At 60.1% G+C, this 14,555-nt stretch carries 15 protein-coding genes and 1 other annotated feature (1 of these 16 only partly in view); of the genes, 8 read left to right on the forward strand and 7 right to left on the reverse strand.

Going from position 1 to position 14,555, the window contains the following annotated elements; genetic code table 11:
• Positions 1-88, reverse strand: a sequence feature (Thr leader region); it reaches 30 nt to the left of the window's first position.
• Both thrL and GF111_RS09650 read right to left on the reverse strand, forming a co-directional pair.
• Positions 27-113, reverse strand: a complete 87-nt coding sequence (thrL, locus tag GF111_RS09645) for a thr operon leader peptide (protein WP_071532847.1) — start codon at positions 111-113, stop codon at positions 27-29. Its footprint overlaps the feature before it by 62 nt.
• A gap of 194 nt (positions 114-307) precedes the next feature.
• Positions 308-994, reverse strand: coding sequence for a tRNA/rRNA methyltransferase (locus GF111_RS09650; RefSeq protein WP_038878543.1), 687 nt, complete (start codon positions 992-994; stop codon positions 308-310).
• 630 nt (positions 995-1,624) lie between these two features.
• Between GF111_RS09650 and arcA the strand changes: the two genes are divergently transcribed.
• On the forward strand, positions 1,625-2,341 hold the full coding sequence (gene arcA / locus GF111_RS09655; protein WP_004933003.1) for a two-component system response regulator ArcA: 717 nt from the start codon (positions 1,625-1,627) through the stop codon (positions 2,339-2,341).
• A gap of 51 nt (positions 2,342-2,392) precedes the next feature.
• Here the strand turns inward: arcA and creA are convergent, their stop codons facing one another.
• A complete protein-coding gene (gene creA, locus GF111_RS09660; RefSeq protein ID WP_038878540.1) occupies positions 2,393-2,872 on the reverse strand; it encodes a protein CreA in 480 nt (159 codons plus the stop codon).
• Positions 2,873-3,214: 342 nt separating this feature from the next.
• On the opposite strand from creA, the gene robA reads away from it, so the two are divergent.
• Positions 3,215-4,084, forward strand: coding sequence for an MDR efflux pump AcrAB transcriptional activator RobA (gene robA, locus GF111_RS09665; RefSeq protein WP_038878537.1), 870 nt, complete (start codon positions 3,215-3,217; stop codon positions 4,082-4,084).
• On the opposite strand, the gene gpmB is transcribed toward robA, so the two are convergent.
• Entirely contained in the window at positions 4,081-4,728 is a 648-nt protein-coding gene (gene gpmB / locus GF111_RS09670; RefSeq protein WP_038878534.1) for a 2,3-diphosphoglycerate-dependent phosphoglycerate mutase GpmB, read from the reverse strand. The two genes, robA and gpmB, sit on opposite strands and share 4 nt — an antisense overlap.
• Before the next feature lie 101 nt (positions 4,729-4,829).
• On the opposite strand from gpmB, the gene yjjX reads away from it, so the two are divergent.
• On the forward strand, positions 4,830-5,348 hold the full coding sequence (gene yjjX, locus GF111_RS09675) for an inosine/xanthosine triphosphatase (RefSeq protein WP_038878532.1): 519 nt from the start codon (positions 4,830-4,832) through the stop codon (positions 5,346-5,348).
• 11 nt (positions 5,349-5,359) lie between these two features.
• Here yjjX and trpR read toward each other — a convergent pair whose 3' ends face one another.
• Together trpR and sltY are read right to left on the reverse strand one after the other, a co-directional pair.
• Positions 5,360-5,689: a trp operon repressor gene (trpR, locus tag GF111_RS09680; RefSeq protein WP_016929152.1), complete on the reverse strand. Its 330-nt coding sequence runs from the start codon at positions 5,687-5,689 to the stop codon at positions 5,360-5,362.
• A gap of 54 nt (positions 5,690-5,743) precedes the next feature.
• On the reverse strand, positions 5,744-7,672 hold the full coding sequence (gene sltY, locus GF111_RS09685) for a murein transglycosylase (protein WP_047729027.1): 1,929 nt from the start codon (positions 7,670-7,672) through the stop codon (positions 5,744-5,746).
• A 638-nt stretch (positions 7,673-8,310) separates the two neighbouring features.
• Between sltY and GF111_RS09690 the strand changes: the two genes are divergently transcribed.
• From GF111_RS09690 to ettA, 4 genes are all read left to right on the forward strand, one after another.
• Complete coding sequence (locus GF111_RS09690) at positions 8,311-8,916, forward strand: YfiR family protein (RefSeq protein WP_047730795.1); 606 nt, start codon at positions 8,311-8,313, stop codon at positions 8,914-8,916.
• Complete coding sequence (locus tag GF111_RS09695) at positions 8,913-10,160, forward strand: diguanylate cyclase domain-containing protein (RefSeq protein ID WP_038878524.1); 1,248 nt, start codon at positions 8,913-8,915, stop codon at positions 10,158-10,160. The genes GF111_RS09690 and GF111_RS09695 overlap by 4 nt, the downstream gene beginning before the upstream one ends.
• 38 nt (positions 10,161-10,198) lie before the next feature.
• The gene (locus GF111_RS09700) at positions 10,199-10,696 is read left to right on the forward strand and encodes an OmpA family protein (RefSeq protein WP_033649136.1); all 498 of its coding nucleotides are present in this window, start codon (positions 10,199-10,201) and stop codon (positions 10,694-10,696) included.
• Positions 10,697-10,838: 142 nt separating this feature from the next.
• Entirely contained in the window at positions 10,839-12,506 is a 1,668-nt protein-coding gene (gene ettA, locus GF111_RS09705) for an energy-dependent translational throttle protein EttA (protein WP_025159620.1), read from the forward strand.
• A gap of 30 nt (positions 12,507-12,536) precedes the next feature.
• Here the strand turns inward: ettA and GF111_RS09710 are convergent, their stop codons facing one another.
• On the reverse strand, positions 12,537-13,448 hold the full coding sequence (locus GF111_RS09710) for a LysR family transcriptional regulator (RefSeq protein ID WP_038878520.1): 912 nt from the start codon (positions 13,446-13,448) through the stop codon (positions 12,537-12,539).
• Between the two features lie 97 nt (positions 13,449-13,545).
• Here GF111_RS09710 and GF111_RS09715 point away from each other — a divergent pair, with 97 nt between their 5' ends.
• Positions 13,546-14,547, forward strand: a complete 1,002-nt coding sequence (locus GF111_RS09715; RefSeq protein ID WP_038878518.1) for a zinc-binding alcohol dehydrogenase family protein — start codon at positions 13,546-13,548, stop codon at positions 14,545-14,547.
• The last annotated feature ends 8 nt before the right edge of the window (positions 14,548-14,555 follow it).

Raw genomic sequence — 14,555 nt, forward strand, 5'->3', positions numbered from 1 at the left:
GCTTTTTTCTGTGTTTCCTGTGCGCGTCAGCCCGCCCCGTTACCTGTGGTATCGGTGGTGGTAATAATTGTGGTATTCAGGCTGATATTGCGCATGTTGTCTGTCTGTCTCATGAAATACTCTGTCCCCTCTATTGGTTAAAGCAATCGCTATCCCAAGTCAAACGATTTCTTTTTTTTGCTTATTTTCCGTTCAGCGGCGACATTGCGCGATACCGGAAGTAAAAAGCAAAATGACAGAACAAAAAAACAACTTAAAGCCGGTTTAATAGTGGATCACTCTGGGTAACCGCTTGACGAAGCCGCTATCACTTGGCGAGTTTTTTTTCGATGTCGTGCAGCAACGTATGCAACATCGCCGTATCTCGCTGTTGCAGCGCGCCGAGCCGCTGGTGCAGCCAGTCGCGCAATTTTTGGTCGTCGCCGACCTCCAATGCGTTCAACAGGGCATCGGCACGGCGGCGCAGCGCCTTGAGCTGCCCTTCCGACGCCGCCGTTTCCTTCGGCGTGCTGACGCCCATCAAGCTCGCCAGCTGGTAGCAGTACACCATCACCGCTTGCCCCAGATTAAGCGACGGATAGTCCGCCTGCATCGGCACGCCGGTCAGCAAATCCGCCAGCGCCAGCTCTTCGTTGGTCAGGCCGGAATCTTCACGGCCGAACACCAGCGCGGCCTGGCCGACCCACTGCTTACGCTCGCTCAACTGTGCCAGCAGCTCAGGCGGCGTGCAGTAGTAGTGAAAACGCGCGCGGCTGCGGGCGGTAGTGGCGACGGTGAAATCCACGTCCGCCAGCGCCTGTTCCAGCGTGGCGAACGTTTGCACGCCGTCGAGGATCTCGCCGGCCCCGTGTGCCACCCAGCGCGCCGCCGGCTGCAGGTGCGCCTCGCTGTCAACGATGCGCAACGACGTGAAGCCCATGGTTTTCATCGCGCGCGCCGCCGCGCCAACGTTTTCCGGCCGCGCCGGAGCCACTAAAACAATATGAAGCTGCATCACTCTTCCACCGAAGGCGGGCCTGCGTTTTTGACGGTGGCGCAGCGCCCGCTTATATTTACAATTGCGTAACAATAAACGCGTTAATAGCAACAAACAAGATTAAACGGCTCGTTGAGCTAATAAACCCGTCGTAATAGTCATTATTCGTGCTTATGTTTTACTGCATTTATTTATCAATGAGTTAAAACAAGACGATGATCAATAAGCGAATAATTGTATCCTATCGGGCCGGATAATGCTGAATCGTTCACAGAATTTGAGGTTCTGTGACTTAAACTGGCATTTCTGTAAGTGTTTTTCACAAATCTGTTAACGTGCTACAATTGAATTTGATATATGTCAACAAAGCGTAGTTTTGTTGGGTGATGAATTCGGCACGCGCTGTTATATTGCTGTTAATGGGGTTAGGATATGCGCCGATTTGGCACCCCAAGGGGTTGTAGGGAACAGCATCCCCACCAGGCTAGCGATCTTGTTGACATGAGATGGAAAGTGCATCAAGAACGAGTTTACGTACTTTAGTCATTTGCTGAGAGGGAACGTGGCGCTATCTCTGCCCTCCTCTAAGAAAACAGAGACTTCTGTACTTCCGATTTTCTATTTTGTTGGCAATTTTAGGTAGCAAATATGCAGACCCCGCACATTCTGATTGTCGAAGACGAGTTAGTCACTCGTAACACCCTGAAGAGCATTTTCGAGGCGGAAGGCTACATTGTTCATGAAGCCAATGATGGTGCAGAGATGCACAATATCCTGTCTGAAAATGATATCAATCTGGTCATCATGGACATCAACCTGCCAGGCAAAAACGGCCTGCTGTTGGCGCGCGAACTGCGCGAACAGGCCAGCGTCGCCTTGATGTTCCTGACCGGTCGCGATAACGAAGTGGATAAAATCCTCGGCCTGGAAATCGGCGCCGACGATTACATCACCAAGCCGTTCAACCCGCGTGAGCTGACCATCCGCGCACGCAACCTGCTGTCGCGCACCATGAACCTGGGCAGCCTGGGCGAAGAGCGCCGCCTGGTCGAGAGCTACAAGTTCAACGGTTGGGAGCTGGACATCAACAGCCGCTCGCTGATCAGCCCGGCCGGCGAACAGTACAAGCTGCCGCGCAGCGAATTCCGCGCCATGCTGCACTTCTGCGAAAACCCGGGCAAGATCCAGTCCCGTGGCGAACTGCTGAAGAAAATGACCGGCCGCGAGCTGAAGCCGCATGACCGTACCGTGGACGTCACTATCCGTCGGATTCGCAAACACTTCGAATCGACGCCGGACACGCCGGAAATCATCGCCACCATTCACGGCGAAGGCTACCGCTTCTGCGGCGATCTGGAAGAGTAATTCCGGCCTGCCGTCATGAAAACGGGGTTCAGCATGCTGAACCCCGTTTTTTTATTTCGTCTCGGCCCACGGCATGATCGGCACCGCGCTCAGCGCGTTCTTCGGCGAGCCGTCGATCACCTTGTCGGAGTAGCTCAGGTAAATCAGCGAATTGCGCTTGGCGTCGTAAAAGCGCACCACCTGCAGCTTCTTGAACACCAGCGAGGTGCGTTTCTGGAACACCACATCGCCTTCCGCCTTGCCGTTTTTGATCTTGTCGCTCAGCTCGATAGGCCCCACCTGCTGGCAGGAAATGGCCGCGTCGGCGGTGTCTTCCGCCAGCCCCAGGCCGCCTTTGATGCCGCCGGTTTTGGCACGGCTGATATAACAAGTTACATTTTTAACATCCGGATCGTCGAACGCTTCCACCACGATTTTGTGGTCTGGCCCCAACAATTTAAACACCGTATCAACGGAACCTACCTGCTCCGCCTGCGCGCTGCCAACGGTTGCGCAAACCAAACCGAATAAAAATATCCAGCCTTTTTTCATTTACTTAACTCCGATATAACCTTGCCACAAAAATAGGTTCGGCGATCGCCATTATTTATGTCTAAGCTCACGGAATCGGTTTTTTACGGATCCGCACCGTCCGTTTTAGCACAGAGCGTGACGAAAATCTTTGAGAGTCGCGGAGTAAAAAAATTGCTATGATGCGGCGGCGTTATTTCTTTGCGCCCACTACGGTGTACCCCAATCCAACTCTGGCGCAGCATGCGCAGCAGAGGCAAAGAGTGCAACGCATAATGGCTCATGGATCGGTCTGATAGCGCAGCACCAGCGTGACGAATCAACAGTTCGGGTTCCTACCCCCAAGCTTTACGAGGAAGATCTATGGATCAAGCCGGTATCATTCGTGATCTGCTTAGCTGGCTGGAAAGCCATTTGGACCAACCCTTGTCGCTGGATAACGTGGCGGCCAAGGCTGGCTACTCCAAATGGCATCTGCAACGGATGTTCAAAGATATTACCGGTAACGCCATCGGTGCTTACATCCGGGCAAGGAGGCTGTCCAAAGCCGCCGTCGCGCTGCGTCTGACCGGCCGGCCGATTTTGGATATCGCCCTGCAATACCGTTTCGACTCGCAGCAGACCTTCACCCGCGCCTTCAAAAAACAGTTTGCGCAAACGCCGGCGCTGTACCGCCGCGCCGAAGACTGGAACGCGTTCGGCATCTGTCCGCCGATCCGTCTGGGGGCCTTCACCTTGCCGCAGCCGGAATTCGTTTCGTTGCCGGATAAGCATCTGGTTGGCCTGACCCAAAGCTACTCCTGTACGCTTGAACAGATCACCACCGTGCGCACCGAACTGCGCTCGCAGTTCTGGCGCCAGTTCCTCGGTGACGTCGATACCCTTCCGCCGGTGCTGTACGGGCTGCACCACTCGCGCCCGAGCCAGGAGAAGGACGACGAACAGGAAGTGCTGTACACCACGGCGCTGGAGCCGGATCAGGTGCCTGACAAAGTACAGGAAGGCCAGCCGCTGGTGTTGCCGGGCGGGGAATTTGCGATGTTCAGCTACGAAGGGCCCACCGAGGGGCTGCAAGACTTCATCCTGACGGTGTACGGCACCTGCCTGCCGGCGCTCCAGCTGACGCGCCGCAAGGGGCACGACATCGAGCGCTTCTATCCGAAAGGCGAGCGCCGTCCGCATCAGGCGCCTATCGAGATCAAGTGCGATTACCTGATCCCGATTCGACGTTAACGCTGCAGTTCGTCCAACGCGGGCATGTCCAGATGCGTGACATCGCCCGCCGTTTCCACGATCCAGCCGGAAGCCAGCCACGGGCTCTGCTGGTGATCGACGCGCGACAGTGAGCAGTTGCGCAAGCGCAGGCGACGTTCCGCATAGGCCGGCAGCCCGAGCACCGTACTGATCAAACACCCCAACGCGATGCCATGGCTGACGAGCAGCGGCTTGCTGCCTTCCGGCAGCATCAGGCAGCTCTCCAGCGCGGCGCGCATGCGCTCGCCCAGCTCCTCCATGGATTCGCCTTGAGGGATACGGCCGTCAGGAGTACCATCGACCATCTGTTTGCGCCACTGCTCTTCCTGCGGCGTCAAACTGTCGATCAGGCGTTCTTCCAGAACCCCCATGTGCAGCTCACGCAAACGCGGATCGCAAATCACTTCGCAGCCACAGGCTTCGGCGATGATCTGCGCGGTGCGGCGCGTGCGCCCCAGATCGCTGGTAATGATATGCGTAATGCCTTCTTTGCTGACGCGCCTGGCGACCAGACGGGCCTGGTGTTCACCCATGGCGGTTAACGGGCTGTCGGACTGACCCTGGATGCGGCGAGCCGCGTTCCATTCCGTTTCGCCATGGCGAACGAGGTATACCTGTAACATTTTTGTTTTCCGTTATACTGCGTGAAATTTGCGTTTATCCCCGGCCCGGCGGCGCTTTTGCCGCTGCCCGGCGTATCGGCCAGAAGGATATCAAACCCGTTATGTACCATGTTGTCGCTGCAACTACCAACCCGGCAAAGATCAAGGCTATTCAACTGGCCTTCGACGACGTCTTCGGCGCGGGCCACTATCGCATTGAAGCCGTCGACGTCGCCAGCGGCGTCTCGCTGCAGCCGATAGGCAATCACGAAACGCGCACCGGCTCGCGCCAACGCGTCATGGAAGCGCGCCAGGTCAGGCCCGAGGCCGATTTTTGGGTCGGCGTAGAAGCCGGGATTGAAGAGAATATGACCTTCGCCTGGATGACCATCGAGAACCCGCACATCCGCGGCGAATCCCGCTCGGCGAGCCTGATGCTGCCGGAAGTCATCTTACAAGGTATTCGCGACGGTCGCGAATTGGGCAGCGAAATGGCGGCAATCACCGGCAACGCCGAGGTGAAGCGTCAGGGCGGCGCCATCGGCGTCTTCACCGACGGCCGGCTGAGCCGCACCAGCGTCTATCATCAGGCGCTGCTGCTGGCGCTGGTGCCGTTCCACAACGCCATCTATCAGCAATAACCCCGAGCCTGTTAGGGCGCGTCGTGCAGCAACTGCTGCTCAAGCCACTGTTTCAGCGCCGGTGAAGCCGCTTTCAGGCTGTTCGATCCGCGGGTGATGGTGGCAATCCCCGCGCCCAGTTCATTTTTCAGCTCACGCTGGCTCATCTCGCCGCGCATCAGTTCCTGAATGATCCGCACCCGAGTGCCCAGCGCGGTGCGCTCGTCCGGTGTCAGCATCAGCTGCAGCAGCGGTTGATGCAGTTCTTGCGCAAACGAATTCTGCAGCAGCGCGACAAAGCGCAGCCAATCCTCATTGCCTTGTTCTGAAAGAGCGGGGTCGTTTAACGATAATTGCGTCATGGCAGCCACCATACTATTTAACTAGTACAGCAGCATACCATAGGGCCGTCAAAATCAATAACGTCTCTGCCACTCGGCGTCGGTCAGCACCTTGGCCGGCCGGTGCGTCAGATAGCGGTAAAACGCGTCATAGGCCAGCACGTTCTTGACGTAGCCGCGGGTTTCCGAGAACGGAATGCTTTCGATGAACGCCACCGGATCGATCCGCCCTGCGCTGTTGCCCAGCCAGGTGTTCACCCGCGACGGCCCGGCGTTATAGGCGGCGGTCGACAGGATGCGGTTGCGGCCGAACTGCTGATAGACCGACTCCAGATAGCTGGTGCCGATGGTGATGTTGGTCTGCGGATCGAACAGCTGGCTCGGGCCGACGTAGCCGGGAATGTTGAACATCTGCACCGTATGCTGCGCGGTGCGCGGCATCACCTGCATCAGGCCGGAAGCGCCAACCGGCGACTGTGCCTTCGGATTCCAGGCGCTCTCCTGACGCGCTATCGCCATCGCATAGCTGGTGGTGATCCCCTTGTCATCGGTGGCGCGGCGGAACTCCTGCGGCCAGGCGACCGGGAAGCGTTCCTCCAGGTGATCCCACAGCTTGCCGACGATGGTCGCCTGCACGCTCAGATCGGCCCATTTTTGTTCAAAGGCGTAACGCGCCAGCGCCTCTTGTTCCGGCCGGCTGCGGCTGGCGACGTAGGAGCCCCACTCGCTGCGGGCCAGGTTGTCCATATTCCAGTACATCAGCTCGCGCACCCGGGCGACTTCCGGCCCGTCAGTCAGCGACGCGCGCGGCTTGGCCGCCACCGCCACCATCACCGGATAAGTGGCGTTCAGCTTCTGCGCCGCCACCATCGGATAGAAGCCGCGTTCGGTCATCAGGTTACGCAATATCTCCTCGCCTTCGGCGCGTTTCCCTTCGTCCATCAGTTGACTGGCGCGCCAGTAGCGCCACTCATCCTTGTTGCGCGACGCTTCCGGCAGGCGCGCCAGCCAGGTCGCCACGCCCTGCCGATCGCCGTTGCCCAGCGCCATGCGTACCCGGCGCTCCAGCAGCGAAGGCGAACGGCTGCGCAGGATCACCTGATCGCGCCACTGCGCCTGTTCAAAGGTGGCATCGCTGCCCATCAGGCGCCAGGCCACCGCCTCTTCCAGCCCCAGCCGCTCGTCGTCGCTCATTTTCTGCAGCCGCGCAAGCGTCGGGATCATCGCCCGCGCGTTTTCCACATCCTGCCGCGCCAGGCGCTCAAAGGCGATGCCGGTGGCGGCGCGGGTAAAGTCGGTCGGCCCCACGCTGCGGGCGAAGGCTTCCACGGTGGTCGGATCGTTTTGCAAGCGCACCAGGGCGTTGCCCATGGTCTGGTAGTCGGCCGGCAGTTGGCTGTAGAGGTTGCTGACCAGTGAACTGTTGCCCTCTTTCAGCGCCAGCTTCATGCGCGCCAGAATATCGAGCGGCGTCTGCTTGCCCGCGCCGCGCCAGACGCTGAACAGCCGATCGCAGGCGCTCGGCAGCGTTTTGCCGTTCAGCCACAGTTCGTCTGCGCCGCTCCAGGCCGCCTGCTGATCGCCGGTGGCCCACTTGGCATAGTAATAGTTGCAGCGCGCCGCCACCGGTTTGGGCGCTTGCGGGCTGAAGGCCAACAGGGTGCGCCAGTCTTCGCGACGCGCCAGCTCATTGACGAAGCGCGGCGCCAGTGATTTCGCCGGCGGCAGCGTCGGGTTGCGTTTGATAAAGTCGTTCACCTCGGAGAACCCCGCCTGACTCAGATCCTGCGTCAGCTCGCGGTATTCCAGGTAAGGATAAAGCGGGTAATCGCGCAGCGTCGGCATCAGCTGCGCCACCACGTCCATCTGATTGCCGTCCCACGCCTGTTTGATCTGCTGGTAGCGCTGACGTTGCGCATCCAGAGAATCCGCCAGCGCCGCGCCGGAAAACGCCGTCAGGCACAGCCCCATCGCCAACAGCCGTCGCTTGTCCACCTTGACCATCCTCGCTCTTTCCTCACTGGTTATACCGCAGGAGCCGCCCAGCTCCCCGGTGACCGCCGCGCCACGGCGCCGCGGGACAAAATAAAGCCGGGCGCACGGCCCGGACGCAGATATCTACCATAGACAGCGCAATCGCTTATCCATTCAATACTGTAGAAGAAGAAGTGTATCGCCATGACGGGAGTCAGGTAAAAACGTTTACTTTGGCTGACAAATCAGGCCGGCGGGATATTTCCAGCCACCGGATTTTTATTAGCCGCCCCGGCGCTTATTAGAGAAGTAAAATACTTTTTAATTATTAGCTATCACATTATTGCATTTTCGAAATGACGCAGCCGTTGCGCAAATCGCCTGACAGCTGGCCAAACGCGCCAACTTTGCAGAAAAGCGGTGGCAAACCCGGGTAGGCATTTTTATACTATCAAAAATAAGTAGGATAATTCCGAGAAAACAGCACATAAAGCGCCCAACGAAGACATCTTATAATACAATCCGCGCCAATTATGGGTTAGATAGTGTTCATTAGGCAGTGCGACTGACAGCTTTCAGCAAAACGATTGTCCCTTCAAGCGGGCCGGATTTTTCCTTGTCAGGCCACGGCCTGCGGGCGGTGGATCAGGCCGGAATGGCGGGTGAAAATGGCAAGTAAGACCGCGATAGCGATGCGTTGCGCAAAAAGCCCCGTGCCGGGCTTCCATGCCGCACGCCTGAATATCGGTCGCCTGTTGCTGATCGTTTTGTTGGTGCTGCTGACGTTGCCCGGGCCTGCGCGCGCCGCCGATGCTCCCTATCAAAAGCGCACGCACGCCGTGACGACCGTGGTGGTCGGCATCATCAGCTACGCCCGCTGGTCGCGTGAACCCAATCCGATCCGGTTGTGCGTGACCGCACCCACCCAGTATGCCGAAGGGTTGTTCGATCCGATCCTGCTCAGCGCCCCGCGTCCGATTAAAGCCGAGCGCGTGCCGTTCGACAGCCCAACGCTGAGTACCGGCTGCGATGTTATCTACTTAGGGAACATCACCGCCGCGCAGAGACAAAATTTCATGCAGCGCATTTCCGGCAACTCCATTCTCAGCATCAGCGAGAACGATAGCGAATGTTCCGCCGGCAGCGCATTTTGCCTGCAGATCGATGGGGATCAGGCCAGCTTCAAGGTCAACCTGGACGCCCTGGCGCGCAGCGGCGTGCGCGTCCATCCCAACGTGCTGCAGCTGGCACGCAAACAGGCGCCGCCGCTATGAGGCTGTTGCGTAAAAACCGCTCCGGCAATGCGCGCCCGACGCTGGGCCGAGTGCTGCAGCGGGTACATCTTGGGCTGGCGCTGATCGCCGTCGGCACCGCCGGCATCTTTTTGACGCTGGTGGCGCTGTTTGCACTGCGCGCCTATGCCAACCACAACCTGCACCTGATCGCGCGCTCCATCAGTTATACCGTCGAGGCCGCCGTGGTGTTTGAAGACCGCACCGCCGCACGCGAGGCGCTGATGCTGATCGCCTCCAACGAAGAAGTATCGGACGCGCGGATCCTCGACAACAACGGCAAGATGCTGGCCAACTGGCGCCATCCCACCGATGGGCCGCTGCACGGCCTGGAGCAGATCGTCGCGCACTGGGCGCTGCCCGAACCGGTCATCCTGCCCATCACCCACGAGGGTAAGCAGGTCGGCCAGGTCTGGCTGAGCGGCAACGGCGGCAGCCTGCTGCGTTTCCTGTTGCGCGGCATGGTCGGCATGATCGCCTGCCTGGTGCTCAGTACCTTGTGCGCCCTGGTGTTGTCGCGCCGCATGCTGGTCGGCATCGTCAGTTCGCTGGACGACATCGCCAACGTGGCGCACGCGGTGCGCCGCGATCGCACCTTCGGCCTGCGGGTGCCGTCGGCGCCGATCGCCGAGCTGCATGAGCTCAGCAACGATTTCAACGGCTTGCTCGACGAACTGGAGGCCTGGCAGGCCCACCTGAAGCAGGAGAACGACTCGCTGGCCCACCGGGCGACGCACGACAGCCTGACCGGCTTGCCGAATCGCGCCTTCTTCGAAGGGCGGCTGAGCCGCGCCCTGGGCGATATTGAGCCGCCGGCAAAATTGGCGGTGCTGTTTATCGACGGCGATCGCTTCAAGGAAGTGAACGACAGTTACGGTCACGCCGCAGGCGATGCGGTGCTGACCACCATTGCCGGACGCATTCGCGCGCAACTGCGCGAGACCGATCTGGTCGCGCGTCTGGGCGGGGATGAATTCGCCGTGCTGCTGGCGCCGGTACACGGCACGGAAGATGTCCTGCAGATCGCTGACAACATCATCGACTGCATGACGCAACCGGTCATTTTGCCGAACGACGAGGCGGTCATTACCTCTCTGAGTATCGGTATTGCGCTGTACCCTGATCACGCCTCGACGCCTCAGGGTCTTTTGCACGAAGCTGACGATGCGATGTATCAGGCAAAGCATCGTTATAACGGAGGCTGGCGGCTGGCTATACATAAATAAGAGCCCCGGCTATAACACTTGAACTAGGGATTTTGACTATGATACAGCAACTGTTTAAAGGTCGTTTTTCACTGCTGACGATGGTGTTCGTCGCCCTGCTGGCGCTCGCCGGCTGCCAGAGCAAGCCGCAGGGCCTGACGCCCGAGCAGATCGCGCTGCTGCAATCGCAGGGCTTCAAGCTGACTGACAACGGCTGGGAGTTCGGCCTGTCGGATAAGGTGCTGTTCGGCAACAACATCGGCAAGCTGAACCCGGAAAGCACCGAAACGGTGCAGAAGATGGGCCGTGCGCTGCTGAGCGTCGGCATCACCAAGTTCCGCCTGGACGGCCATACCGACAACTACGGCGAAGACAGCTATAACGACCAGCTCTCCCTGCGCCGCGCCGATGCGGTGGCCGATCTGCTGGCCAGCGTCGGCATTCCACGCGCCAATATCGAAACCCGCGGCATGGGCAAGCGCGATCCCGTTGCCGACAACCGCACCTCCAGCGGCCGCGCGGAAAACCGCCGCGTCGCGATCGTCGTCACGCCATAAGCCACCAATATGCGCCTTTATCGGCGCATAAACGGTTATACTTAGCGATCGCTGAGCGATGTCTGGGATCCGAGATCGAAACGGGCTACACTCATGCCGCCAGACATCCTATAAATACTGATATAGAGAGGCTTAGAGCAACGTGGCTCAATACGTCTATACCATGCACCGCGTCGGCAAGGTCGTACCGCCGAAGCGTCATATTTTGAAAAACATCTCCCTGAGCTTCTTCCCTGGGGCCAAAATCGGCGTACTGGGCCTGAACGGCGCCGGTAAGTCCACCCTGCTGCGCATCATGGCCGGCATCGATACTGACATCGAAGGGGAAGCGCGCCCGCAGCCGGGCATCAAGATCGGTTACCTGCCGCAGGAGCCGCAGCTTAACCTCGAACACACCGTGCGTGAGTCGGTGGAAGAAGCGCTGGCGGAAGTGGTCGGCGCGCTGAAACGCCTGGACGAAGTGTACGCGCTGTACGCGGAAGAAGGCGCAGACTTCGACAAGCTGGCCGCCGAACAGGGCCGCCTGGAAGAGATCATTCAGGCGCACGACGGTCACAACCTCAACGCCCAACTGGAACGCGCCGCCGATGCGCTGCGCCTGCCGGACTGGGACGCCAAAATCGCCCACCTGTCCGGAGGTGAGCGCCGCCGCGTAGCGCTGTGCCGCCTGCTGCTCGAAAAGCCGGACATGCTGCTGCTGGACGAACCGACCAACCACCTGGACGCCGAGTCCGTGGCCTGGCTGGAACGCTTCCTGCACGACTTCGAAGGCACCGTGGTGGCGATCACCCACGACCGTTACTTCCTGGATAACGTGGCCGGCTGGATCCTCGAACTGGACCGCGGCGAGGGCATTCCATGGGAAGGCAACTACTCTTCCTGGCTGGAGCAGAAAGACGCGCGTCTGGCGCAGGAAGCGTCCGCCGAAGCCGCTCGTCGCAAGTCGATCGAGAAAGAGCTGGAGTGGGTGCGTCAGGGTGCCAAAGGCCGTCAGTCCAAAGGCAAGGCCCGTTTGGCCCGCTTCGAAGAGCTGAACAACACCGAATACCAGAAACGCAACGAAACCAACGAACTGTTCATTCCACCTGGCGCACGCCTGGGCGATAAAGTGGTCGAAGTCAGCAACCTGCGCAAGTCCTACGGCGACCGCCTGCTGATCGACGACCTGTCGTTCTCGGTGCCGAAAGGGGCAATCGTCGGCATCATCGGCCCGAACGGCGCGGGTAAATCCACGCTGTTCCGCATGATGTCCGGTCAGGAACAGCCCGACTCCGGCAGCATCGTGCTGGGCGATACCGTCAAGCTGGCGTCCGTCGATCAGTTCCGCGACAGCATGGACGGCTCGAAAACCGTGTGGGAAGAAGTCTCCGGCGGGCAGGACATCATGCGCATCGGCAACACCGAGATGCCGAGCCGCGCCTATGTCGGCCGCTTCAACTTCAAGGGCGTCGATCAGGGCAAACGCGTGGGCGAGCTGTCCGGCGGTGAGCGTGGCCGTCTGCACCTGGCCAAGCTGCTGCAGGTTGGCGGCAACGTGCTGCTGCTCGATGAACCGACCAACGACCTGGATATCGAAACCCTGCGCGCGCTGGAAAACGCCCTGCTGGAATTCCCTGGCTGCGCCATGGTGATCTCGCACGACCGTTGGTTCCTCGACCGTATCGCCACCCACATCCTGGACTACCAGGACGAGGGCAAGGTGGAATTCTTCGAAGGCAACTTCACCGAGTACGAAGAGTACAAGAAGCGTACGCTGGGCGCCGACGCGCTCGAGCCGCACCGCATCAAGTACAAGAAGATCGCCAAGTAATACCCCAGGCGCCGCATGCGGCGCCTTTTTTTATTCCCGCGCCAGCTCGCGCGCGTAGTCGTCAAACGCCGGGTGCTGCAGCACCACATCGATAAAGCAGGCCAACGCCGGGGAATTCAGCTTGCGGCTCGGGTAGACCAGATACAGCTCATTGCCCTCCGCGCGCCACGCCGGCAAGACTTCCACCAACAGCTTCTGCGCCACCACCTCGCGGCTGAGAAACGCCGGCAACAGCGTGATCCCCGCACCGGCGATAGCGCATTCACGCGCATACAGCAGGTTGTCGGTGGTGTGCGCCAGCGGCAGCTGCCAACGGTAGTAGTCGTCGCCGCAGCGCAGGTTCCAGGCCGTCCAGGCGCGGTGGGCGATGCAGCGATGCTGTTGCAGCTGCTGCGGGTGTTCGATCGGCGGATGCTGCGCCAGATAGGACGGCGCCGCCAACAGATAGCGCGGCGCATACCCGAGACGGCGACCGATCAGCGAAGAATCCTGCGGCTTGCCGGTGCGCAACGCGGCGTCGAAGCCTTCCTGTACCAGATCCACCATGGCATCGGACACCGACACCTCCAGCGAAACGTCCGGGTACTGGCGCTGAAAATCCGCCGCCAGCCGCGCCACCAGGGTCGCCCCCAGCCCGGCGGGCGTCGAGATGCGCAGGCGGCCGCTCGGGTTATCGCGCAGCCGCTGCAGCGCCAGATCGGCGCGTTCGGCGGCGGACATCATCGCCTGACAATGTTCCAGATAACGCTCACCGGCGAAGGTCAGGTTCAGCTGGCGCGTGGTGCGGTTGAGCAAGCGCAGCCCCAGCGTCTGTTCGAGCTGGCTGATGCGCTGGCTGACGCTGGATTTCGGCAATCCCACGCGCTGTGCGGCGGCGGTGAAGCTGCCGCACTCCGCCACCAGCGCGAACAGCGCCATGTCCTGCAGCTGTTTGAATTCCATTGTTCACCTCAAACGAACACTCAGTTAGATATTGTCCATCTTATCACCCCACTGCCGCGGGTCTACACTGGGGGCATCATTTGAAAGGAGTACAATCATGTCGATAAAAGCCATTGCCGTAGACCCGCAGAACCCCGCCGGTTTCATCGAGATTTCACCGGAGATGCCGGTTCCCGGCCAGTACGATCTGCTGGTGGAGGTGAAAGCCGTGTCGGTCAACCCGGTGGACACCAAAGTGCACGCCGGTCTGCAGAAAAGCGGCCTGCAGCAGCCGCGCATTCTCGGCTGGGACGCCAGCGGCATCGTGGTGGGCGTAGGCAGCGGCGTCAGCGGCTTCAAGCCCGGCGATGAAGTATGGTACGCCGGCGACATCACCCGCCCCGGCAGCAACAGCAGCCACCAGCTGATCGACTCACGCATCGCCGCGCACAAGCCGCGCAGCCTGAACTGGGCCGAGTCCGCCGCCCTGCCGCTCACCGCCCTCACCGCCTGGGAGGCGCTGTTCGAACATCTAAACATTCAGGATGCGCCGGAGCACAAGACGCTGTTGATCATCGGCGGCGCCGGCGGAGTCGGCTCGCTGGCCATTCCGCTGGCCGCATTGCGCAGCAAGGTGAAAGTGATCGCCACCGCCTCAAGGCCGGAATCCGCCGCCTGGTGCCGTGAACGCGGCGCCGATCTGGTGGTGGACTATCGCGATCTGAAAGGCAACCTGGCGCAGCACGGCATCGAGCAGGTGGATTACATCCTGTGCCTGAACGATACCGACGGCCACTGGCCGGCGATGGCCGAGCTGGTCGCGCCGCTGGGCCATATCTGCACCATCGTCGAGAATGCGCAGCCGTTGGATCAAAACGCGCTGAAGCTGAAAAGCGCCGCGCTGCATTGGGAATTCATGTTCACCCGCAGCATGTTTACCACCCCGGACATCGCGCAGCAGGGGCGCATCCTGCAGCAGATGGCGCAGTTGCTGGACGAGGGCAAGCTGAGCACCACGCTGAGCGAAACCCTGCACGGGTTGACGGTAGACACGCTGACCGCCGCGCATCGACAGCTGCTCGGCGGCCATATGCAAGGCAAGCTGGTTATCGCTTACTAAGCCTGAAT

This window comes from Serratia sp. HRI, from assembly GCF_010119335.3.
Taxonomy (GTDB): Bacteria; Pseudomonadota; Gammaproteobacteria; order Enterobacterales; family Enterobacteriaceae; genus Serratia; species Serratia nevei.

Bases quoted from the DNA above. Each gene is read 5' to 3' on its own strand.
- sltY (WP_047729027.1), bottom strand. From the start codon at position 7,672: ATGGTCAAGGTGGACAAGCGACGGCTGTTGGCGATGGGGCTGTGCCTG.
- GF111_RS09695 (WP_038878524.1), top strand. From the start codon at position 8,913: ATGAGGCTGTTGCGTAAAAACCGCTCCGGCAATGCGCGCCCGACGCTG.
- arcA (WP_004933003.1), top strand. From the start codon at position 1,625: ATGCAGACCCCGCACATTCTGATTGTCGAAGACGAGTTAGTCACTCGT.
- GF111_RS09650 (WP_038878543.1), bottom strand. From the start codon at position 994: ATGCAGCTTCATATTGTTTTAGTGGCTCCGGCGCGGCCGGAAAACGTT.
- yjjX (WP_038878532.1), top strand. From the start codon at position 4,830: ATGTACCATGTTGTCGCTGCAACTACCAACCCGGCAAAGATCAAGGCT.
- GF111_RS09715 (WP_038878518.1), top strand. From the start codon at position 13,546: ATGTCGATAAAAGCCATTGCCGTAGACCCGCAGAACCCCGCCGGTTTC.
- GF111_RS09700 (WP_033649136.1), top strand. From the start codon at position 10,199: ATGATACAGCAACTGTTTAAAGGTCGTTTTTCACTGCTGACGATGGTG.
- robA (WP_038878537.1), top strand. From the start codon at position 3,215: ATGGATCAAGCCGGTATCATTCGTGATCTGCTTAGCTGGCTGGAAAGC.
- GF111_RS09690 (WP_047730795.1), top strand. From the start codon at position 8,311: ATGGCAAGTAAGACCGCGATAGCGATGCGTTGCGCAAAAAGCCCCGTG.
- trpR (WP_016929152.1), bottom strand. From the start codon at position 5,689: ATGACGCAATTATCGTTAAACGACCCCGCTCTTTCAGAACAAGGCAAT.
- thrL (WP_071532847.1), bottom strand. From the start codon at position 113: ATGAGACAGACAGACAACATGCGCAATATCAGCCTGAATACCACAATT.
- gpmB (WP_038878534.1), bottom strand. From the start codon at position 4,728: ATGTTACAGGTATACCTCGTTCGCCATGGCGAAACGGAATGGAACGCG.
- GF111_RS09710 (WP_038878520.1), bottom strand. From the start codon at position 13,448: ATGGAATTCAAACAGCTGCAGGACATGGCGCTGTTCGCGCTGGTGGCG.
- creA (WP_038878540.1), bottom strand. From the start codon at position 2,872: ATGAAAAAAGGCTGGATATTTTTATTCGGTTTGGTTTGCGCAACCGTT.